The sequence below is a fragment of the Yoonia maritima genome, from assembly GCF_043641945.1.
GTDB classification, from domain to species: domain Bacteria; phylum Pseudomonadota; class Alphaproteobacteria; order Rhodobacterales; family Rhodobacteraceae; genus Yoonia; species Yoonia maritima_B.
In genome coordinates this window covers 21,949-41,736 of sequence record NZ_JBHZRX010000010.1, presented here as the reverse complement: position 1 = coordinate 41,736, position 19,788 = coordinate 21,949, and the positions used below count along the sequence as shown (strand labels likewise).

Here is a 19,788-nt window from a genome sequence, read left to right as displayed (position 1 = left end):
AGGGATTGCCGCGCGGGCAAGCACGCGCTAGCGCGTGCCATCACCCAATTCAGCATCGACACGGACAATTACGTCATCCGTGATATTCGCGGCGCGTACAGACATGACAACGTTGCGCTGTTCCATAACGATCACTGCCCCCCGTTCAATCATCACATTGGCAATAATGCCCTGCACGCGGTCTTCGAACACAGTGCGCTGTTCAGCATTCTTGGTCTGAAGCTCAATGTTCTTGGCATCCCGCACGCGGCGCACTTCTTGGACCTTATCGTCAAATGCATCGGCTTCGGCGCGAAAGTCCTCAGGCGCCATATCGGGGCGACGTTGTGTTAGGCTGCGCTCTTCTTCCGTAAGGGTCGCAACGATCTGTTCGTTTTCGGCCTGCACTTCTTGGGCAGCGGCAGCCAAGTCTGCAGCGATCCGACGCCCATAAAGCGTCTCAAAGTAAATGCGATCACTATCGATGATCAAAATCTGTGGCGCGGCATCTTGGGCGACGACGGGCAAAGCCAACATCCACCAAACAACAATGGCGCGCCACAGTTTCATCAGAAGCTCGTCGAGATGGTCACGTCAAACGCTTTGGTTTGGTCGCGATCTTGTGCATCGAGTGCTTCGGTAAAGTTGAACCGCAGTGGTCCGATTGGCGTTGTCCAGAACAGTGACACACCTGCGACGGCACGCGGGGTGAAGTCATTGTAGATGACCGCTTCGCCGTAGGTTTCACCAACGTTCCAAACGGAACCGTAATCAACGAACGCGCCACCGGACAACCCATACTCGCTTGGTAGCCCCAGTGGGAACTCAGTTTCCAAACGCAGCACAGCATAGGCGTTCCCGCCAAGCGCGTCATCAGTGGCGTCATCACGTGGACCAATTCCGCCAGCCTCAAAACCACGCATCACGCGGCTACCCATGAAGAAGCGATCAGTCACACGGCTGCTACCATCTTGATACTCAAGGTGACCACCCTCAAGTGTCGCGCGTAGCGTCACCTCTTCGTTCAGGATCTTAGTTTCTGCACCGAGAAGCGCAGTCGACTTGATGAATTGGGTATCACCAAATCCAAATTCCTGACCAAAGCGGAGAAGAACGCCTGCATTCGGGTTTAGACCTGTACGACGCGTGTCATAACTATAGCTATAACCAAGTGCGTTTGTGGTTACCGCACCCTCGTCAGCTTCGTTGTGAATAATCTGGCTTGCCGACGCCGCGACATCAGTAAGGTCGTGGTATTCAAACGCGTATAGCGCGGTCAGACGACCGTTCTCACTTACAGGGAAGCTCAGTGATGGGCTGAAACGCAAGATTTCGGTATCATAAAGCGCGTTTTCATTATCGGTTGTCGCATATGACAGATCGATACCCAAACGTAGATCACGGCCCAAAAGCTGCGGCTCTGTAAAACCAAACGCCAAGCGACGGTTGGTTTCCGCTGTCGACAGATCAAAGTTCAAACGCTGACCGCGTCCTTGAAAGTTTGACTGCTTATATGACGCAATCAAACCGACCCCAGTGTCAGAGTTATAGTTTGCACCAAAGCTAAGGCTACCTGTCGGACCTTCGACAACATCCACATCCACGATCACCTGATTTTCCGTAGTGCCAGGACGTGCGTTCACAGACACGTCTTGGAAGAACCCAAGCGAACGAATGCGGCTTGCACTGTCACGAATTGCACGTGGGTTGAATGGGTCACCCTCGACTACTTCAACACGGTTACGGATTACGCGGTCAAGTGTTGTGCCGTTGCCCTCGATGTCGATACGCTCAACAAAAATGCGCGGACCGCGGACAAGCACATAGGCCAAATCCAAGGTCAAATCGCGGGGGTTACGAGTGATGCGTGTGTCTACCTGCACAAAGTTTACACCGCGGTTCACAGCCAAACGTTCGATACGCGTGATATCTGTTTCAATTGGAACAGGTGAATAAGTTGCGCCGCGACGAACCCGGATCGCATTTTGATATGGCGCGGGATTAAGTCCTTCGATTTCGCTGGAAACCGTTACCGAACCGAATTCGAATTTCTGACCTTCACGTAGGTTATAAGTGACCAAATACGCGTCGCGTTCACGGGTCAGTGCAACATCGACATTTTGAACGACGAAATCTGGATAGCCACGTGAATGGTAAAAGTCAGTCAGCAGTTCGCGGTCGGCCGCCAGGCGTTCCGGTGAATATGTATCGCGACGGATCAGTGCGCGCAGTGCGCCCGCTTGCTTTGTGTCGAGCACCCGACGCAAACGTGATTCCGAATATGTCCGATTGCCAAGGAACGAAATCCGCTCGATCTCGGTCACAGCGGATTCTGTTACGACAAATACCAAATCGACGCGGTTATCTGACAATGGAATGATGCTTGGCGTAACGGTCGCATTGATGCGCCCTTGTTGCGCGTAGGCCTGCGTGATTGCCGCGGTGTCTGCCTCGGCCTGCGTCGGGTTATACACCCGGCGTGGCTGTGACTGCACAACCTGAATCAGTTCGCTATCGCGAAGACGCGCGTTACCTTCGATGTTGATGCGATTGATGGTTGGATATTCGACCACGCGAATAATCAAGGTATTCCCGCTCGGAATTACGTCTACGCTTTCGAATAATCCAGAAGCTCGGATTTTTTGCGCCGCATCGTTCAGATCACCTGTGCTAAGCGCCTCACCTTGCGAAATACCTGCGTAGGTTAGGATTGTGCCGTCGGCGACCCTTAGGTTGCCGTCAATTGAAACGCTATTAAAAATGAAACTTTGTGCGGATACGGCGCCTGCCGTAAATGCTGTGAATATAGCAACCACACCAATGCGGCGAACTGCCGCTTTGCCCTGCGCCGCAAGGCGCCCCACAAATTTATACATTTTGCCCGCCTGTTTTTTTACCCTGCTTCCTAAGGAACTAGCCGGATTATGGTGCGATGTCAAAACTACAAACGTCTAATGAAAGGCCTTAAGGACAGAGTACGGTATCGTTCAAGATCGTGAATGGGATCATCGTCAGGATCAGCGCAAGCCCAATAAACATGAACACTTGGATCGCTTTTTCTGTCGGCTTGCGACGGGCGACTGCCTCGTAAGCGTACAGGACCAAATGACCGCCATCCAAAACAGGAATGGGAAGCAGATTCATCAGACCGACTGCCGCAGACAAGGCACCAATCAGCCAGATAAAGCTTTGCGTTCCTTTTCGCGCCATAGACGCGCTAGTTTCCGCAATGCCAACCGGACCGGATAGGCTACAGGTCGAGATATTGCCCAGCACCATATGCTTCATCGCTGACAGTGTCGTGGTCGCGGACAACCACACGCCATTTGCACCGTACTTAATAGCCGCCCAAGGGTTGATCGTTTCGGTCAACGGCTCAAAGAAGAAGCTGCTGCTAACACCAATCAGGTATTTGGTTTCAAAACCACCACCCGTCTTCGGCACGTCTGTCCGACGCGCGGTCAGGGTCACATCACGCGTTTCACCTTCGTTCCAGAGGCTTAGCGTCACAGGTGTGCCTTCGGCCGCGATCACGTGCTGTTGCAACTGCATGAACGAAAACACAGGTGCACCGTCGACGGCGGTGATGACGTCATTCTTGACCAGCCCGGCCTCATCAGCGGCTGACCGCGGAGTAACCTGCCCGATAAGTGACGGCATGATATAGGGGCCGGTGACTGTTGTTTCTTCACCATCGCGCAGGACCGTATAGTCGAGCTGCTGCTGGCTTGGCAGTAGATCAACCAGACCTTCAGTACGCTCTGGGTCGTTGAATTTCAGCCCTTCGACCGCAACCAGCACGTCGCCATATTCCAATCCCACTTCAAAACTGGGTGGAAGGTCGTTCGCACTATCAAAGGTTAAAGGGTCAACTGCCTGCCCCTGCACCATCGCAGAACCAGCGAACACCAATACGGCAAGGATAAAGTTAAACACTGGGCCCGCAACAACAGTCGCGGCGCGCGCCCAAAGTGGCGCGCCTAGCATTGTACGTCGCGGGTCAATTTCAGGCGCAACATCCTCTGACCCGACACTCGCGGCGTTCGCGTCGCCCAAGAATTTCACATAGCCGCCCAATGGCAGGGCAGCGACCTGCCAGCGGGTCCCGTGTTTATCAACCCAACTGAACAGCCGTGGGCCAAACCCTACAGAGAAAACCTCAGCGTGGATCCCGCTCCAGCGGCCAACGATGTAATGCCCGTACTCATGCACAGTCACGATCACCGAAAGCGCTACGATGAAGGCAACAATAGCAAATGCAGCATTACCGAACATCGGCACGATCTGGTTGATTAATTCCAAGGTCTTATCCTAGTTGTGCAATTACTTCGCCCGCGTGAATGCGTGCAAGATTGTCTGTCTCTAAGACATTTTCAAGGGTAATGGCACCCGCAGTGACCCCATTGTCAGATGACATTTTGTTCAACGTCATCTCAACCACCTTTGCCATATCCAAAAATCCGATATGCCCATCGATGAACCCATCAAGCGCGCGCTCTTTGGCTGCGTTGAATACAGCGCCCGACAGTCCGCCAGTTTCCATAACCTGATGCGCGAGGTCTAGCGCAGGATAGCGCTCTGAATCTGGTGCTTCAAACGTCAGCTGACCAATCTTTGCCAAATCGAGCCGTTCAACAGGCAGTTTGCGCCGTTCGGGCCAGTGCAATGCATAGCCAATCGCGTGACGCATATCGGGTGGTCCGACATGAGCCATGAGCGCACCATCGTTAAAGCCCACCATCGCATGGATCATGCTTTCGCGATGGACCAGCACTTCTATCATCTGATGCGGGATACCAAAGAATTCTTTTGTTTCAATAAGTTCCATCGCCTTATTAAACATTGACGCGCTATCGATCGTGATCCGCTGGCCCATATCCCAATTTGGGTGGCTTGATGCCTGCTCCAAAGTCGCCGTGGCGAGTTTTTCCATCGGCCAATCGCGGAAAGCACCGCCGCTTGCGGTGATGATGATACGTTCAACCGCTGCCATATGTTCACCGACAAGCGCCTGAAACACAGCGGAATGTTCGCTATCTACCGGCAATACAGTGGCACCATGTGCCTGTGCACGCCCTAGCAGCAGTGGCCCCGCTGTCACCAATGATTCCTTATTCGCCAACGCCAGCGTCGTGCCGTGGGCTAATGCCTCTAGCCCCGGAACAAGTCCCGCTGCTCCAACGATAGCAGAAAGCGCCCAATCGACGGGCCGCCCGGCCGCTTCGGCAATGGCGGCATCGCCGGATGCGACTTCGATCCCCGTTCCTGAAAGCAAATCTTTCAGCTCAGCATAGCATTCGTCGTAACATGTGACGGCGACATCAGCGCCAAGCCGCTTTGCGTCATCAGCAAGCTGCGTAATGTTACGCCCCCCTGTCAGCGCAACGACATTATAGGCATCAAGATCGCGCTCAATCAGATCAATGGCGCTTTGACCGATCGAACCGGTCGCGCCAAACAGCGTTACTTGCCTCAAAAGGCTACTCCTGGGACGTTAAACACAGTGGCCACAAGAAGCATGAATAGCGCGGCGCCAAGCAAAGCATCAAAGCGGTCAAACAATCCACCGTGACCGGGGATCAACGTAGAACTGTCCTTAACCCCCATACGACGCTTTAGCGCGCTTTCCGCGATGTCGCCCATTTGTCCAGCAAAGCTAAGCACCATGGAAATTACAACGATCCACGGACCTGCATTTGTGAACAGGGTAAAGATATAGCCGACCAGCGCAGCGCCAATCCATCCAGCGACAGTACCGCTCCATGTTTTCTTAGGGCTAATCTTGGGCCAGAACTTCGGGCCACCAAAGCTACGACCGGCAAAATATCCAAAAATATCCGTCGTAATCACGACAAGCATCAGCCAAAGCAGCCAGATGAACCCGTAATCCATCCGGAAATGAACAAGACCCCAACCCGCAATTTGAATGCCAAGCGCAAAGATAAAGAACGTTACCCGCTCTTTTTTCAGCTGGGTCGCCCCGATCACGGGAACGACAAAGAACAACAAAAGCCCAACAAGCGTGCCATCGGCGATTTGCCCAGACAAAACAGACGCAACAAGTGCGGCCAACAGCATACCTTTGGTCGGTTCGTCATTGCGGATCATCATCCACAATTCCCAAACCATCACTGCCGTCACAAAAACGGCAAGCATTTGAAACCAAACGCCACCCATAATCACAGCAGCGGCCCCAACAATAGTCATCCCAATACTGGACATGATCCGAACGGTCAGATCATCCCAGTTCGAAGGTTTCGAGGTCGTCATATTAAGCGATTACTCCACCAAAGCGCCTTTCACGGCTGCCGTAATTAGCAAGCACCTTGGCGAATTCTTCTGCCGAAAAGTCGGGCCACAGCGTGTCAATAAATTCGTATTCCGAATAGGCAGACTGCCACAAAAGGAAATTAGAAATGCGTGCTTCGCCACTGGTTCGAATAACCAAATCAGGATCAGGCAACACATGTGTATCCAGAAAACCAGCCAGCGTTTCGGCATCTATATCTTTGTGCGAAATGCGTCCCTGCTCGACTTCGTAAGCGAGCCGTTTAGCTGCACGTGTGACTTCGTCCCGTCCGCCGTAATTAAGTGCAACGGTCAAATGCACCAAATCATTTTCAGCGGTTAGCAGTTCCAACTCATCCATCATGCGGACCAGTTTGTCATCCAAACGAATCCGGTCCCCGATAAAGCGCACGCGAACACCGTTCTCTAACAATGCCTTTGCTTCGCGCTCGATATAGAGGCGAAACAGGGTCATCAGGCCGGACACTTCAGTCTGCGTACGCTTCCAGTTTTCAGTCGAGAAAGCGAATATTGTCAGATACTTGACACCACGCTCAGGACAGGCAGCAACAATCTCGCGGACACGACGAGCACCAGCTTGGTGCCCGAACAAACGTGGGCGGTTGCGTTGCTGCGCCCAGCGTCCGTTGCCATCCATGATAATCGCAACATGGGCTGGGCCTGTCTTTGGGTCGTCTTGATCCTTAGGCATACTTGGCCTTCCCATTACGCTTCGCCGGTCCCGTACTGTCTATTAGACCTGCATGATCTCTTCTTGCTTTGTCTCAAGCGTTTCGTCGACTTTTTTGATATATGCGTCTGTCAGGTCCTGCACTTCAGTTTCCCAGAATTTCTGGTCGTCTTCCGACATACCGTCGGCCTTTGCCTTTTTGATCTGATCCATGCCATCGCGACGTAGGTTCCGGATCGAAACACGTGCAGATTCTGCATAGTTGCCAGCAACTTTGCCCAGTTCACGACGACGTTCTTCGTTTAGCTCGGGGATCGGCAGCATGATGATCGTACCATTCAGCTGTGGGTTAATACCCAAGCCGCTTTCACGGATCGCCTTTTCGACCTTACCGACCAAGCCTTTATCCCACACGTTGATCGTAACCATACGTGGTTCTGGCACGTTTACTGTACCAACTTGGTTGATTGGGGTCATCGAACCATATGCGTCAACCATAACCGGTTCTAGCATCGAACCCGACGCACGGCCCGTCCGGAGCGACGCAAGTTCAGTCCGTAGATTTGCGATAGCACCGTCCATGCGGCGACCCAAATCATCGGTATCAAGTTCAAAATCTTCTGACATCTTCTACTGCTCTTCCTTGGCGGGCATTGCCCGACTTTCAATCGTATTACGGGAAACCGTGTCGGTTGTATAGATCAGCGAATGTGCAGCGCTTGTGCAGATCCGGCCATCTTTGAACATACCGACGACTCGCGATCCTGTTATTCGTGGACAATCGTATGTGTACCCTCGCCCGCCAAAATCCCGCGGAAACCACCCGGCTCATCCAAAGAGAACACGATGATCGGCAGATCGTTGTCGCGCGCCAATGCAATGGCGCTCGCGTCCATCACACCAAGGTGCTTTTGCAGAACTTCGTCATATGAGACTTCATCATAGCGCACAGCGTCGTCATATTTTGCTGGGTCTTTGTCGTAGACGCCATCAACCTTCGTACCCTTAAAGATCGCCTCACAGGCCATCTCATTCGCACGCAATGTCGCAGCGGTATCCGTTGTAAAATAAGGGTTACCGGTCCCCGCAGCAAAGATACAAACCCGTTTTTTCTCAAGGTGGCGCACAGCGCGACGGCGAATGTACGGCTCTGCTACTTCGTTCATAGTGATCGCAGAAATAACGCGAGTGTGGATACCCAGTTCCTCAAGCGCGGATTGCATTGCCAGCGCGTTCATAACGGTCGCGAGCATCCCCATATAATCTGCTGTCGTGCGTTCCATCCCCTGCGCAGACCCTTGAAGCCCACGGAAGATGTTGCCACCGCCGATAACCATACAGATCTCGACACCCATATCATGGACAGACTTTACTTCTTTTGCGATGCGCTGAACTGTTGGGGGATGCAAGCCAAAGGTAGTATCGCCCATCAGCGCCTCACCCGAGATTTTAAGCATTACGCGCTTATACGCTGTCTTCTCAGTGTCACTCATGGCGGCCCCCGGCTCTATGTTGTTCTGCCGGGCAAAATGTCGCAAAACGACGCCGAATTCAATGGCACCTTGCCCACAAATCGCGAAGCTGCGCAAATAGAGTAATGATCACCATTTACCCCCACCAACCTGTCCTCATCGCGGGGCCGACCGCCTCTGGCAAATCAGCGCTCGCGCTGCATATCGCGCAAACGCAAGGCGGTGTGATCGTCAACGCCGATGCCTTGCAAGTGTTTGATGGTTGGCGGATCGTAACGGCTCGCCCAGATGACGCAGATTTAGCTTTGGCCGAACATGCGCTCTATGGCCATATTCCATTTGATGCGGACTACTCTGTCGGACACTGGCTGCGCGATGTGACGCCTTTTATTGAAGGCAAAACGCGACCGATTATCGTCGGCGGCACCGGGTTAAACTTCAATGCTCTCACACAAGGATTGGCGGACATCCCTGCCACACCTGAAACATTAAGAGCTACCGCTAACGATATGCCTTTGCATGATCTTTTGTCAGAACTTGATGAAAAAACTGCAGGTCGGATCGATACCCAAAACCGGATACGTGTTCAGCGGGCGTGGGAAGTTCTGAAATCGACGGGACGCCCATTGGCTGAATGGCAGGATAATACACCGCCACCTTTGCTCCCTTTCGATCAAGCCGTTGGGATCAATTTGAACGCAGACACCGTTTGGCTGAATGACCGGATCAGCCGTCGGTTCGACCAAATGCTAGAGCTGGGCGCGCTTGATGAAGCACGGGCTATGCTTGATACTTGGAACCCCGGCCATTCTTCATCCAAAGCGATCGGCGCGCCCGAGCTTATCGCGCATTTACGTGGTGAAATGACCTTAGAAGAAGCGCGCGAAGCTGCTATCATAGGATCAAGGCAATACGCGAAACGTCAACGCACGTGGTTTCGGTCACGCCACAAGCAGTGGCTTCAACTTCCGATTGATTTCGCTGACATATCCGCAACAGTACAGTTTGCAAAATGACGGACGCGTTGATTTAAAACAGTTTTCGATCAGACTGATGGAAAGAGTCAACATTGGGACAACGTTGATGACTATGATGTCGGAAGTAAAATCGGCGCCTATTCTGTCGCCTCTAAAACACCACGGGATAAACGAGCGTTGGCGCAACGAAGCGATGCGTAGTCACGCGACGCCACGGCTGATCCACATTACGAAGGGGCAAGGCCGCATTACGGTTGCAGGCCTGACAAATGGCTACGGGCCGAACAACCTGATCTATATCCCACCGCACACGATGTACGGGATGGAAGTTGGCCCAACCGTTTTCGCGCAGATCATGTCCCTGCCCGATGACGGTGGAATGCCTGCGGTGCCGTTCCACCTTCGTTTATTGGATGTCGGTCCGCAAAAGGAACTGCAGGGTCTATTTGAAGCGATCGAGCGCGAATTAAAACCAACCGGCGACCCACGTGCCGTGAACTGCCATCGCGTATTGCTGAGCATCTTTATCGAACGGCAGTTGAATGCTCGTGAAGACACTGCAAGCGACGCACGACGTAATTCAGCCGCTGCAAAGCTTGTCGCGCGCTACACAACACTGATCGCACAGGAATTCCGGTCAGATCGCACAGTTGCGGATTATGCAGCCGATCTTAAAGTAACGCCAACGCACTTGACACGCTGTTGCCAGCAAACCTGCAACCGCTCTGCTTTGAAGTTGCTAAACGAACGCATCCATTTTGAGGCATGTACACTGCTATGCGAAACCCGCAGCTCGGTTCAGGATATTGCGGATCGGTTGGGATTTCAGTCAGCCGCCTATTTCACGCGTACGTTCAAAGATAGAACCGGCGAAACGCCGACACATTTTCGCAGAGCCGTATAAAAACGGGGCTTAATGCCCCCAAATCACCCGGACGTAATTTTGCGTTTCAGCATAAGGCGGCACATCACCGTAACGCTCGACCGCGCCCGGCCCGGCGTTGTACGCCGCCAGTGCGAGGCGCCAATCCCCAAACTTTTCGTATTGCTGGCGCAAATACCGCGCCCCACCATTTAGGTTTTGTGCAGGGTCGCCGGGGTCCACGCCAAGACCAGCGGCGGTTTGTGGCATCAATTGTGCCAATCCCATTGCGCCTTTTACAGATACCGCGTTGGCATTCCATCCGCTTTCTTGCTGCACAAGTCGTAGGAATAAATCAGCAGGGATTCCGTTACGCGTAGCTGCGTCACGGGCCATTGCCATAAATGGTCCACGGTAGGCCCCATTATAGGGCGCGATGAAGGCCGCGAATTCCGCCCGTGGCGGCTGTAGCCTCTCGGAATTGCGATATTGTGTTGCTGCCCGATTATCCAAAACAGACGTCTGGCTTTGCAAAAGCCGGGTACGGTTCATTGTCGAGACTTGGTCTTGCGCCCATGTCGGGCCGGCAACCATAAGAATAACGACGCCAATAATCGGTGTCTTCATCTGCACGATCCTATCCAGCATCCAATTACTTTGTGTCAACTTGGGCATTCTGCCTCATTCCGGCAATCCTTGCAATTGCAACCGCTCCTTAACCTTGTTGCGACATCCCCAGTCTGTCACAAAAGCGCAAACAAGAATCGTGGGAGATACCGCTATGGCCGGATCAGTGAACAAAGTTATTCTCATCGGGAACCTAGGTGCCGACCCTGAGATACGCACCTTTCAGAACGGCGGCAAAGTGTGCAACCTGCGCATCGCAACCTCTGAAACTTGGAAAGACCGGAACACAGGCGAACGCCGTGAGAAAACAGAGTGGCACTCTGTTGCGATCTTCCAAGAAGGTCTGGTCCGCATTGCAGAGCAGTTCCTGCGCAAAGGATCAAAGGTTTACATCGAAGGCAAACTGCAAACACGTAAATGGCAGGACCAGTCAGGCGCTGACCGCTATTCAACAGAAGTCGTTCTGCAAGGTTTTGACGGCACTTTGACTATGCTTGACGGACGCGGCGAAGGCGGCGGCCAAGGCGGTGGCGGCAACTATGGTGGTGGCCAAAGTGGCGGCGGCTATGGCGGCGGTAGCGGTGGTGGCTACGGCGGCAACGACGGTGGCTATGGTGGCGGTCAAGGCGGTGGCGGTGGTGCCCCTGCTGGCGGCGGCGGTAGCGACATGGACGACGAAATTCCGTTTTAAGCCTCGGAAATATTATCATAAAATAAAGGCCGCGCAATTTGCGCGGCCTTTATCATTTATCTCATAGCTAACATCGCGAGCAGGATTATCCGCGCCCCCGATAAGGTGACACACCTTGGTCGGGAATCCAGACGCCTTCGGGCATCGCGCCGGTTTGCCAAAACACATCAATTGGGATTCCCCCGCGCGGGTACCAGTATCCGCCAATGCGCAGCCATTGAGGTTCAAGAAACTCTGCCAACCGACGAGCGATCGAAACTGTACAATCTTCATGGAACGCACCATGGTTCCGGAACGAACCTAAGAACAGCTTGAGTGACTTGCTTTCGATCAACCACGCACCGGGCACATAGTCGATGACAAGATGGGCAAAATCCGGTTGTCCGGTCATCGGGCAAAGCGACGTAAACTCGGGCGCGGTAAAGCGCACGTTATATGCAACGTCGGCCTGCGGATTTGGAACGCGCTCCAACTCGGCCTCTTCGGGGGTGGCTGGCATAACCGTCGCGCCGCCCAGTTGCTTTAGATTGTTATAGATATCGCCACTCATACGATTTCTCCTATCGGAATGATTAAACGCCGCGTTTGTTGCCCCAGACCAGAACATGCAGTTGTGGCAAGACCCGAGGGGTGAACCAACGGTCAGCCGTCACCTTTTCAATTAACCAATGCAGGCGGTCGATTGTGGCCGTTAGGTCCACTGGCTCGTTTGGGTCGACCTCTAAATTACCCGGTTGTAGGTATAGCGGCAGATGCGGATATTTTTCGGATGCAGCTTTGGCCCAAGCATAATCTTCGTCATCAAAGATCACGATTTTCATCACTATTTCGGGCCCACCTTCTGCAGCAACAAGGCACTTGTCGAATGCGGCCCAGTCAACGGTTTCCTCGCTTGAAGGCGGCTTGGGGCTTAGCACCAGTGTATCAAGATCACCGAACCATGGCTTGGCGATCGAGCCTTGTGTCTCGCAGGCGAATTTATAACCGTCAGTTTTACCTAATGCGATCACTCGCCCAAAGTCTTGGATCGCAGGGTTTCCGCCAGAGATCGACACGGTCAGTGGCCGCCCACCCGAAAGCTGCGCAACTTCTTTCCAGACCTCTACCGGTTCCATGACGTGCCAATCGTGCCGATTAGCGCTGTCCACGGCATGCATCGAGTCGCACCAGACGCAGCGGTAATCACACCCACCAGCGCGGATAAATACGGTCGGTTCACCGATCAGCGCGCCCTCGCCCTGAATTGTCGGTCCGAATATTTCCGCAATACGCAGTGTCATGGTCGATACTCTGCCCAAGTTTTCGGCGTTTCCGAAACCTTAACCGCCGACGTTTCCGGCCAGCGTGCTTTGCACCATTGGTAGAAATGATGCGCCATGTTTTCGGCCGTCGATGGGCCTTCCAGAACATCATTTAGGTGCCGGTGATCGAAGGTGCCGTCGATATAATCCTTCAACGGTTTTAGTTCGTGATAATCACGCACAAAACCATCCGAGTTAAGCGACGCTGCGGCCAGTTCAACAACCACGATGTAGTTGTGACCATGCAAACGCGCGCATTGGTGATCCTGTGGCAGATGCGACAGTTGATGCGAGGCTGAAAAGTGAAACTCCTTCGATATGCGAAACATCAGTTGCCCTCATGTGCCGCAATAGCGGCCTGCCAGAAATCTGGGTCTTCGTATTCCGTCGGGTCTTCAACACCTGCCAAATGGAACGCCTCGCGACGCTCAACACAGGTTCCGCAGCGTCCGCACTGTTTTTCGCCGCCCTTATAGCACGACCATGTTTCGGCAAATGGCGTTCCAACGCGCGCACCTTCGGTCACGATGTCGGCTTTGGAAAGGTGCACAAATGGCGTTGACAGCGTCACATCTGCGTAACCGTCCAGCGCTGCGCGCTGCATCCGGTCAAAGCTTTCGGTAAATGCAGGTCGGCAATCGGGGTAGATAAAGTGATCCCCCCCATGAACCGCTGTCGCCACAGCGTCATCACTGTTCGCGGCGGCAATACCATAAGCAATGGTCAGCATAATCGCATTGCGATTCGGCACCACTGTGATTTTCATGGTCTCTTCGGCATAGTGGCCGTCGGGAACATCGATATCATCCGTCAGTGCAGAACCGCTAAGCGCGGCACCGATTTGGCGCATATCGATGATGTGATGCGGCACACCCAACCGAACGGCACATGCTGCCGCATAGTCGAGCTCTTTGCGGTGACGCTGTCCATAGTCAAAGGACACCAGCCGAGAAAGGTTGCCGTCATTGGCAACCACATGCGCAAGCGAAACGGAATCCAGTCCGCCTGAGCAGATAACAATCGTCTTCATTTTTCAGTCCTTGTTTTGTTGACCGGGTAGGCTGCGACCGGTGGAGCGCCGTTTAGACAAGGCGCGTTCAGAACGCAACAGCGATTAAAGCTGCCGTTGCCCTTCCGTTACGTGCGAGCGCGCTTCAACACGAGCGCATCGTTCAATACCGCAAGAACCTGATCTGATGGGACATCGGAGGTGATAAAAGCCTCCCCAATCCCACGTGCCAAAATAAAGCGTAGCTTGCCATCAAGGACCTTTTTATCTTGACCCATCAGCGCCAAGAGCCCTTCCGCATCCGGCAGATCACCTTGGATATCAGCGACATCCACTTTCATACCCATGTCACGTAAATGCGCACGCACGCGGCTAGGGTCCTCTTGACTACAAAGCCCCAGACGCGCCGACAGTTCAAACGCTAGCGCACACCCGATAGCAACGCCTTCGCCGTGCAGCAGACGATCAGAGTAACCCGTTGCGGATTCAAGCGCGTGCCCGAAAGTATGACCAAGGTTCAGCAACGCGCGGTCGCCCTGCTCTGTCTCGTCACGTTGCACGATGTCGGCTTTCATCTCGCATGATCGTGTCACTGCGCGAATCTGTGCATCCATGTCGCCCGCAGCCAAGGCTGGCCCTTGGGATTCGAGCCAGTCAAAAAACGCGGCATCGCCGAGCATGCCGTATTTCACGACTTCGCCATAACCAGCAAGAAAATCGCGCGCGCTCAGCGTACCCAATAGCGCAGTATCAGCCAAAACTAAGCTTGGCTGATGAAACGCACCAATCAGGTTTTTCCCATGCGGAGAGTTAATGCCTGTCTTGCCGCCAACCGAGCTATCCACCTGCGCCAGTAGTGTGGTTGGAATTTGCACGAAACGCACACCGCGTCGCATGATCGCTGCCGCAAAGCCAGCCAAGTCACCGATGACACCGCCACCAAAGGCGATCACGATATCGCCGCGCTCGACCTTTTGGGCGAGTAACCACTCAACAGAACGTTCTAATTGCGCCCAACATTTCGTTGATTCTCCGGGCGGAAGCGCTAGTGCCTCTGATGTGAACCCTGCCCGCTCTAATCCGGCCTGAAGCTCTGCCAGGTGCAGAGCAGCAACGGTTTCATCTGTCAGGATACAAACATGTTTGCGCCCACCAAGCGCTGCGACATAAGCACCAGCCTGTTCCAAAAGACCCGGACCAATATGGATGTCATATTCGCGACCGGGCAAATCGACGTGTACTGTGGCGGTCATATTAAGTGATCTCCATGATGTCAGGTCGTGAGGTCAAAGCATCTAGCGCGCTTTGTGTTGTGTCTTCGATGGTTGCGTCGCGTGCGACCTGCAAATGAACACCGGCATGTTCATAGATGGGGCGACGTTCGTTGTAGATCGTTGTCAGCGTCTGTTTGGGATTGGGCGTCCGGAGCAGCGGCCTCGTATCTTTGTGACGCACACGATCCCATAACGTATCGAGATCCGCATCAAGCCAAAGCGCAACGCCCATCTCACTGATCGCTGTTCGGTTTCTTTCGGCCAAGAACGCGCCGCCACCTGTTGATACAATGCCCGGCGGGCCAGACAACAACCGGCGTAGCACCTCAGCTTCACGTTCGCGAAAAAACGCTTCGCCGTCGCGTTCAAAGATTTCAGCGATAGACAAGGCGGCTGCGGCCTCGATGGCGGCGTCACTATCAACAAACGGCACACCAAGACGTTCGGCCATCGCGCGACCAATCGCCGACTTCCCAGACCCCATCATCCCCACCAACACAACTGTGCGATGCAGCTGATATTCCGGTCCGTCCGTCATTCGATTATGCCCCCCGACATTCGGCATAATGCCGCCTCACGTAAAATTAATGAATGAATGCCGTGATCTTGCGGAAAAGGCCATATATAAACACTTCAATAGTTGGCATTAAGACCACATACTGAGGCATATAAAGAGGAACGGGGCAGATAATGTTGCGGCTCATCAAGGCACTTTTGTTTTTATTCGTTTTGGCAGGCGTCGGTTTGATCGCGTTTGCCTATATCGGACCGATATTTTTTCCGGCTGATTTTGCGGCCCCTTCAAGCGAGGTAACGCGCCCTGTTACGCTGGAAACAAACTAAACGCGCCGCGCTTCTTTGCTGTGCGATAAGCACGCCCGTATTTGCCCAAGACGAGCCTTTGTCGGCAATCGATTGGCTTTCGCGTAGCGTCCAGCCAAGCGTTGCGGCCATTGAACCCCCTATCAGTAGCGGCGCAATGTCACCGCGTGTCACCGTGACGCCGCTTGACCGCCCATCCAAAGATCCGATTGGCCTGCTGCCAAACGACGTGACAGGGCTCCCCAGAACGCTCTGGTCATCAAGCGATGAAGAAACGCTTGTTGCCCTTTTGCGGGCAGAGCGGCTCGAAACCCTGCCAGCCATCCAAGATTTCCTTAAAGTGCTCATCCTTGCCGAGGCTGATCCGCCACTAAACGCGAGCCCAAGCGGTACGCTATTCTTGGCCCGCGTTGATAAGCTGCTTGACCTTGGCGCGATTGAGCCTGCCAAAGCATTGATTGAGCAAGCAAAGCCGGACACCCCAGCATTGTTTCGGCGTTGGTTCGACGTTGCGCTGCTAACCGGCACCGAAAACGAAGCCTGTGAGGTCATGGGCCAGAAACCATCCATCGCACCGACCTACCCCGCGCGGATTTTCTGCTTGGCGCGTAACGGCGATTGGGCCACTGCTGCACTGACGCTGAACACACATCGCGTTCTGGGCGACATTAGCGAAGCCGAGGAAATGCTGCTCACACGTTTCCTTGATCCTGAACTTTTCGAAGGCGAAGCACCGCTCGATCCGCCTGAACGCATCAGCCCTTTGATGTTTAGAATGCACGAGGCCATCGGCGAAGGTTTGATCACGGCAAACCTCCCTCTCGCGTTTTCACATGCTGATTTGCGTTCGACAGTTGGCTGGAAGGCCCAGATCGAAGCGGCAGAACGGCTAGCACGTCACGGAGCCGTTTCGGAAAATGTATTACAGGATTTCTACACGGCCCACACGCCTGCCGCCTCTGGCGGGGTTTGGGACCGTGCGCGCGCAGTACAAAGCTTTGATCGTGCGATAACAGACCAAGACCCTGACGCCGTGGCAAACACCCTGCCCGCTGCATGGGCCGCCATGAAACAGGCGCGCACTGAAATCCAATTTGCAAAAAGCTACAGCCCCGCACTTCAGGAATTAGCGTTGACGGGAGAGGCACGTTCCATCGCCGTGACGGTTGGCCTGTTGTCACCCGATTATGAAACTGTTGCGATCAGCGCCGCAGACACATCATATGACCCATTCCTGATCGCGCTTGCGCGAGGTCGCCCGCAAGAAGTCAGCGTCACGTCATCCACTGCGCTCGCTATTCAGGCGGCATTCAACGGAGCCCAACCACCCGAAGTCCTCCAAAACCTCGCTGACGAAGGCAAGCTGGGCGAGGCATTATTGCGCGCCACTGCCATTTTCAACGAAGGCTATGCAGGTGATTTCCGGTCGTTAACGGATGCGCTCGCGCTGATGCGTGCCGTCGGACTAGAGGACGTCGCCCGTCGTGCAGCACTTCAGTTGATGATCTTGGAACGTGTGACGTGACGAACGCAGATCAACCTATGGCGCGCTGGATCCAAGTGTTTCTTGAAGCACAGGCCGCCGAATTGGATGCGGCGACGAACACGCAGCTTGCCTATGCGCGGGACCTGCAGAACTTCTCCGCTTGGCTTGCAAACAAATCGCTGCATTTTGCGACGACAACGCGTGACCACGTCGAAAGCTATTTGATCGATTGCGAGAACGAAGGCCTGTCAAAGGCAACGCGGGCGCGGCGGCTATCAGCCATCAAACAGCTTTATCGTTTCGCATTCGAAGAAGGTTGGCGCGAAGACAACCCCGCGATCCAGATCAAAGGACCCGGTCGCGCAAAACGATTACCTAAGACACTGGAAATAGCCGAGGTCGACCGCTTGTTAGAAGCCGCGCGTAATACGCCGCGCGAGGCATTGCGCAACGCCTGTCTGATGGAATTGCTTTATGCGACAGGGATGCGCGTGACCGAATTGGTCAGCCTACCCGTGTCAGCAGCACGCGGCGATCCGCGTATGCTTTTGGTGCGGGGTAAGGGCGGCAAGGAACGCCTTGTGCCCCTGTCCCCCCCTGCCCGCGATGCGCTTGCCATCTACCTTGCGTCACGCGATGCGGCGGAGGATGCCGGGCGTAAAGATGGAAAACCAGCCTCGCCTTTCTTGTTCCCATCGCGCGGAAAACTGGGCCACCTCACCCGGCATCGGTTCTTTGGTCTGATCAAAGAATTTGCCGTCGCTGGCGGTGTGTCGCCAGAAAAGGTGACACCCCATACCTTGCGCCACGCATTTGCCACGCATTTGCTAGCAGGAGGCGCTGATTTGCGGTCAATCCAGACCATGTTGGGGCACGCAGATGTTGCAACCACAGAAATCTATACACATGTCCTGGATGAACGACTAAAAGAGCTAGTGCTTGAACATCATCCGCTCGCAAAAACGAACAAAACCGAAAGACCCTAATGGACACCCTGACTTCTGACGCCACATTCTGGATAACAGCTGGCGCGATCCTCATCCTCTTGATCCTCTCTGGATTTTTCTCCGGTTCCGAAACCGCACTGACTGCGGCGTCGCGGGGTAAGTTGCGTTCAGCGGCAGACAAAGGGTCCAAAGGCGCAGAAACGGCGTTAAGTGTAACCGAAGACAGCGAACGGCTGATCGGGTCAGTATTGCTGGGCAACAACGTCGTTAACATTTTGGCGACGTCGCTTGCCACCGCGCTACTCACCAAAATTTTCGGTCAAAACGGTGTAGCCGCAGCCACGTTGATCATGACCCTCTTGGTCCTGATTTTTGCCGAAGTACTGCCAAAAACATTTGCGATTACCTACCCTGAAACAGTTGCGGCCAAGGTTGCAGGTCCGATCGCATTGGTCGTTTTGGTGTTCTCACCCATGGTGACCGCTGTGCGCTATCTGGTACGCGGCGTGCTGTATCTGTTCGGCGTGCGTACAGACCCAGACAGCAACATTCTTGCCGTTCGTGAAGAAATCGCTGGCGCACTGCAATTGGGCCATTCTGAAGGTATCGTCGAAAAAGAAGATCGTGACCGTATTCTGGGTGCGCTTGATCTGAACGAACGCGCCGTTGAAGAAATCATGTTGCACCGTTCCAGCATTCAAATGGTTGATGCAGACCAAAGCCCCCAAGACATGCTGGCGCAAATTCTTGATAGCCCGCACACACGCCTCCCGCTCTACCGTGGCGATCAGGAAAACATCGTCGGCGTTATCCACGCCAAAGATTTGCTGCGTGCGATGCACAAATTGCTAGCGGGTTCCGACGCCAAAGGCCTCGCTGCATTTGACGTGATGAAGGTCGCAATGCCGCCCTATTTCGTTCCCGAGACTACGACGCTCGACGATCAGATGCGCAACTTCTTGAAGCGCCAAACGCACTTTGCGTTGGTCGTTGATGAATATGGCGGATTGCAGGGGCTGATTACGCTTGAAGACATTCTCGAAGAAATCGTGGGTGAAATCGCCGATGAATTCGACGACCACGAAGAAGACCTGATTGAGGCAACCGCTGACGGCGCGTTTATTGTCGATGGTGGCATGACAATCCGCGACCTGAACCGGGCCCATGACTGGAACCTTCCTGACGACGAAGCCAACACCGTTGCTGGCCTTGTTATTCATGAGGCGCAGATGATTCCTGTCGAGGGACAGGTATTCTCTTTCCACGGGTTCCGATTTGAGGTTCTGAATAAAGAAGAAAACCGGATCGCTACGCTGAAAATCCGGCAGCTTTAACGTAGGGTGGATTATAATCCACCCTACC

General features: G+C 53.9%; 21 protein-coding genes. 6 read left to right on the top strand and 15 right to left on the bottom strand.

Features of this window, described 5'->3' with window-relative positions; all coding sequences use genetic code 11:
- Positions 1 to 27 precede the first annotated feature (27 nt).
- The 8 genes from ACHUEV_RS17180 to pyrH all read right to left on the bottom strand — a co-directional run bounded on the left by ACHUEV_RS17180 (position 28) and on the right by pyrH (position 8,451).
- A complete protein-coding gene (locus ACHUEV_RS17180; RefSeq protein ID WP_394182064.1) occupies positions 28 to 549 on the bottom strand; it encodes an OmpH/Skp family outer membrane protein in 522 nt (173 codons plus the stop codon).
- Complete coding sequence (bamA, locus tag ACHUEV_RS17175) at positions 549 to 2,855, bottom strand: outer membrane protein assembly factor BamA (RefSeq protein ID WP_394182062.1); 2,307 nt, start codon at positions 2,853 to 2,855, stop codon at positions 549 to 551. The genes ACHUEV_RS17180 and bamA overlap by 1 nt, the downstream gene beginning before the upstream one ends.
- 88 nt (positions 2,856 to 2,943) lie before the next feature.
- Complete coding sequence (gene rseP / locus ACHUEV_RS17170) at positions 2,944 to 4,281, bottom strand: RIP metalloprotease RseP (protein WP_394182060.1); 1,338 nt, start codon at positions 4,279 to 4,281, stop codon at positions 2,944 to 2,946.
- Positions 4,282 to 4,285: 4 nt separating this feature from the next.
- On the bottom strand, positions 4,286 to 5,455 hold the full coding sequence (dxr, locus tag ACHUEV_RS17165) for a 1-deoxy-D-xylulose-5-phosphate reductoisomerase (RefSeq protein WP_394182058.1): 1,170 nt from the start codon (positions 5,453 to 5,455) through the stop codon (positions 4,286 to 4,288).
- Positions 5,452 to 6,249, bottom strand: coding sequence for a phosphatidate cytidylyltransferase (locus ACHUEV_RS17160; RefSeq protein ID WP_394182056.1), 798 nt, complete (start codon positions 6,247 to 6,249; stop codon positions 5,452 to 5,454). The genes dxr and ACHUEV_RS17160 overlap by 4 nt, the downstream gene beginning before the upstream one ends.
- A gap of 1 nt (position 6,250) precedes the next feature.
- Entirely contained in the window at positions 6,251 to 6,979 is a 729-nt protein-coding gene (locus ACHUEV_RS17155; RefSeq protein WP_394182054.1) for an isoprenyl transferase, read from the bottom strand.
- Positions 6,980 to 7,021: 42 nt separating this feature from the next.
- Positions 7,022 to 7,585: a ribosome recycling factor gene (gene frr / locus ACHUEV_RS17150; protein ID WP_394182052.1), complete on the bottom strand. Its 564-nt coding sequence runs from the start codon at positions 7,583 to 7,585 to the stop codon at positions 7,022 to 7,024.
- A 140-nt stretch (positions 7,586 to 7,725) separates the two neighbouring features.
- The gene (gene pyrH, locus ACHUEV_RS17145) at positions 7,726 to 8,451 is read right to left on the bottom strand and encodes a UMP kinase (RefSeq protein WP_394182050.1); all 726 of its coding nucleotides are present in this window, start codon (positions 8,449 to 8,451) and stop codon (positions 7,726 to 7,728) included.
- Between the two features lie 104 nt (positions 8,452 to 8,555).
- On the opposite strand from pyrH, the gene miaA reads away from it, so the two are divergent.
- Positions 8,556 to 9,446 carry a tRNA (adenosine(37)-N6)-dimethylallyltransferase MiaA gene (miaA, locus tag ACHUEV_RS17140; protein WP_394182048.1) on the top strand — a complete coding sequence of 297 codons (891 nt, stop codon included), beginning with the start codon at positions 8,556 to 8,558 and terminating at the stop codon, positions 9,444 to 9,446.
- 67 nt (positions 9,447 to 9,513) lie between these two features.
- Positions 9,514 to 10,311, top strand: a complete 798-nt coding sequence (locus ACHUEV_RS17135; RefSeq protein ID WP_394182046.1) for a helix-turn-helix domain-containing protein — start codon at positions 9,514 to 9,516, stop codon at positions 10,309 to 10,311.
- Positions 10,312 to 10,320: 9 nt separating this feature from the next.
- On the opposite strand, the gene ACHUEV_RS17130 is transcribed toward ACHUEV_RS17135, so the two are convergent.
- Positions 10,321 to 10,896 carry a lytic transglycosylase domain-containing protein gene (locus ACHUEV_RS17130; RefSeq protein ID WP_394182156.1) on the bottom strand — a complete coding sequence of 192 codons (576 nt, stop codon included), beginning with the start codon at positions 10,894 to 10,896 and terminating at the stop codon, positions 10,321 to 10,323.
- Positions 10,897 to 11,050: 154 nt separating this feature from the next.
- Between ACHUEV_RS17130 and ssb the strand changes: the two genes are divergently transcribed.
- Positions 11,051 to 11,587, top strand: a complete 537-nt coding sequence (ssb, locus tag ACHUEV_RS17125; protein ID WP_394182044.1) for a single-stranded DNA-binding protein — start codon at positions 11,051 to 11,053, stop codon at positions 11,585 to 11,587.
- An 85-nt stretch (positions 11,588 to 11,672) separates the two neighbouring features.
- On the opposite strand, the gene queF is transcribed toward ssb, so the two are convergent.
- The 6 genes from queF to ACHUEV_RS17095 all read right to left on the bottom strand — a co-directional run bounded on the left by queF (position 11,673) and on the right by ACHUEV_RS17095 (position 15,709).
- Entirely contained in the window at positions 11,673 to 12,137 is a 465-nt protein-coding gene (queF, locus tag ACHUEV_RS17120; protein ID WP_394182042.1) for a preQ(1) synthase, read from the bottom strand.
- Between the two features lie 22 nt (positions 12,138 to 12,159).
- Positions 12,160 to 12,867 (bottom strand): 7-carboxy-7-deazaguanine synthase QueE, encoded by a 708-nt coding sequence (gene queE, locus ACHUEV_RS17115; protein ID WP_394182040.1) that lies wholly within the window; start codon positions 12,865 to 12,867, stop codon positions 12,160 to 12,162.
- Positions 12,864 to 13,217, bottom strand: coding sequence for a 6-carboxytetrahydropterin synthase QueD (queD, locus tag ACHUEV_RS17110; RefSeq protein ID WP_394182038.1), 354 nt, complete (start codon positions 13,215 to 13,217; stop codon positions 12,864 to 12,866). The genes queE and queD overlap by 4 nt, the downstream gene beginning before the upstream one ends.
- Positions 13,217 to 13,918, bottom strand: a complete 702-nt coding sequence (gene queC, locus ACHUEV_RS17105; protein ID WP_394182036.1) for a 7-cyano-7-deazaguanine synthase QueC — start codon at positions 13,916 to 13,918, stop codon at positions 13,217 to 13,219. Before queC ends, queD begins: the two co-directional genes overlap by 1 nt.
- A 107-nt stretch (positions 13,919 to 14,025) precedes the next feature.
- Positions 14,026 to 15,150: a 3-dehydroquinate synthase gene (gene aroB, locus ACHUEV_RS17100; protein ID WP_394182034.1), complete on the bottom strand. Its 1,125-nt coding sequence runs from the start codon at positions 15,148 to 15,150 to the stop codon at positions 14,026 to 14,028.
- 1 nt (position 15,151) lies between these two features.
- Complete coding sequence (locus ACHUEV_RS17095) at positions 15,152 to 15,709, bottom strand: shikimate kinase (protein WP_394182032.1); 558 nt, start codon at positions 15,707 to 15,709, stop codon at positions 15,152 to 15,154.
- Between the two features lie 441 nt (positions 15,710 to 16,150).
- Between ACHUEV_RS17095 and ACHUEV_RS17090 the strand changes: the two genes are divergently transcribed.
- From ACHUEV_RS17090 to ACHUEV_RS17080, 3 genes are read left to right on the top strand one after another with little or no spacing between them, the layout of a single operon-like run.
- The gene (locus ACHUEV_RS17090; RefSeq protein WP_394182030.1) at positions 16,151 to 17,518 is read left to right on the top strand and encodes a hypothetical protein; all 1,368 of its coding nucleotides are present in this window, start codon (positions 16,151 to 16,153) and stop codon (positions 17,516 to 17,518) included.
- 17 nt (positions 17,519 to 17,535) lie between these two features.
- Complete coding sequence (locus ACHUEV_RS17085; protein WP_394182154.1) at positions 17,536 to 18,465, top strand: site-specific tyrosine recombinase XerD; 930 nt, start codon at positions 17,536 to 17,538, stop codon at positions 18,463 to 18,465.
- The gene (locus tag ACHUEV_RS17080; RefSeq protein WP_394182028.1) at positions 18,465 to 19,760 is read left to right on the top strand and encodes an HlyC/CorC family transporter; all 1,296 of its coding nucleotides are present in this window, start codon (positions 18,465 to 18,467) and stop codon (positions 19,758 to 19,760) included. Before ACHUEV_RS17085 ends, ACHUEV_RS17080 begins: the two co-directional genes overlap by 1 nt.
- Positions 19,761 to 19,788: the final 28 nt, after the last annotated feature.

Bases quoted from the DNA above. Each gene is read 5' to 3' on its own strand.
- ACHUEV_RS17095 (WP_394182032.1), bottom strand. From the start codon at position 15,709: ATGACGGACGGACCGGAATATCAGCTGCATCGCACAGTTGTGTTGGTG.
- ACHUEV_RS17180 (WP_394182064.1), bottom strand. From the start codon at position 549: ATGAAACTGTGGCGCGCCATTGTTGTTTGGTGGATGTTGGCTTTGCCC.
- ACHUEV_RS17160 (WP_394182056.1), bottom strand. From the start codon at position 6,249: ATGACGACCTCGAAACCTTCGAACTGGGATGATCTGACCGTTCGGATC.
- queC (WP_394182036.1), bottom strand. From the start codon at position 13,918: ATGAAGACGATTGTTATCTGCTCAGGCGGACTGGATTCCGTTTCGCTT.
- ACHUEV_RS17080 (WP_394182028.1), top strand. From the start codon at position 18,465: ATGGACACCCTGACTTCTGACGCCACATTCTGGATAACAGCTGGCGCG.
- ACHUEV_RS17155 (WP_394182054.1), bottom strand. From the start codon at position 6,979: ATGCCTAAGGATCAAGACGACCCAAAGACAGGCCCAGCCCATGTTGCG.
- queE (WP_394182040.1), bottom strand. From the start codon at position 12,867: ATGACACTGCGTATTGCGGAAATATTCGGACCGACAATTCAGGGCGAG.
- frr (WP_394182052.1), bottom strand. From the start codon at position 7,585: ATGTCAGAAGATTTTGAACTTGATACCGATGATTTGGGTCGCCGCATG.
- queF (WP_394182042.1), bottom strand. From the start codon at position 12,137: ATGAGTGGCGATATCTATAACAATCTAAAGCAACTGGGCGGCGCGACG.
- queD (WP_394182038.1), bottom strand. From the start codon at position 13,217: ATGTTTCGCATATCGAAGGAGTTTCACTTTTCAGCCTCGCATCAACTG.
- pyrH (WP_394182050.1), bottom strand. From the start codon at position 8,451: ATGAGTGACACTGAGAAGACAGCGTATAAGCGCGTAATGCTTAAAATC.
- miaA (WP_394182048.1), top strand. From the start codon at position 8,556: ATGATCACCATTTACCCCCACCAACCTGTCCTCATCGCGGGGCCGACC.
- ssb (WP_394182044.1), top strand. From the start codon at position 11,051: ATGGCCGGATCAGTGAACAAAGTTATTCTCATCGGGAACCTAGGTGCC.
- ACHUEV_RS17090 (WP_394182030.1), top strand. From the start codon at position 16,151: ATGTCACCGCGTGTCACCGTGACGCCGCTTGACCGCCCATCCAAAGAT.
- ACHUEV_RS17135 (WP_394182046.1), top strand. From the start codon at position 9,514: ATGACTATGATGTCGGAAGTAAAATCGGCGCCTATTCTGTCGCCTCTA.
- ACHUEV_RS17085 (WP_394182154.1), top strand. From the start codon at position 17,536: ATGGCGCGCTGGATCCAAGTGTTTCTTGAAGCACAGGCCGCCGAATTG.
- aroB (WP_394182034.1), bottom strand. From the start codon at position 15,150: ATGACCGCCACAGTACACGTCGATTTGCCCGGTCGCGAATATGACATC.
- ACHUEV_RS17130 (WP_394182156.1), bottom strand. From the start codon at position 10,896: ATGAAGACACCGATTATTGGCGTCGTTATTCTTATGGTTGCCGGCCCG.
- bamA (WP_394182062.1), bottom strand. From the start codon at position 2,855: ATGTATAAATTTGTGGGGCGCCTTGCGGCGCAGGGCAAAGCGGCAGTT.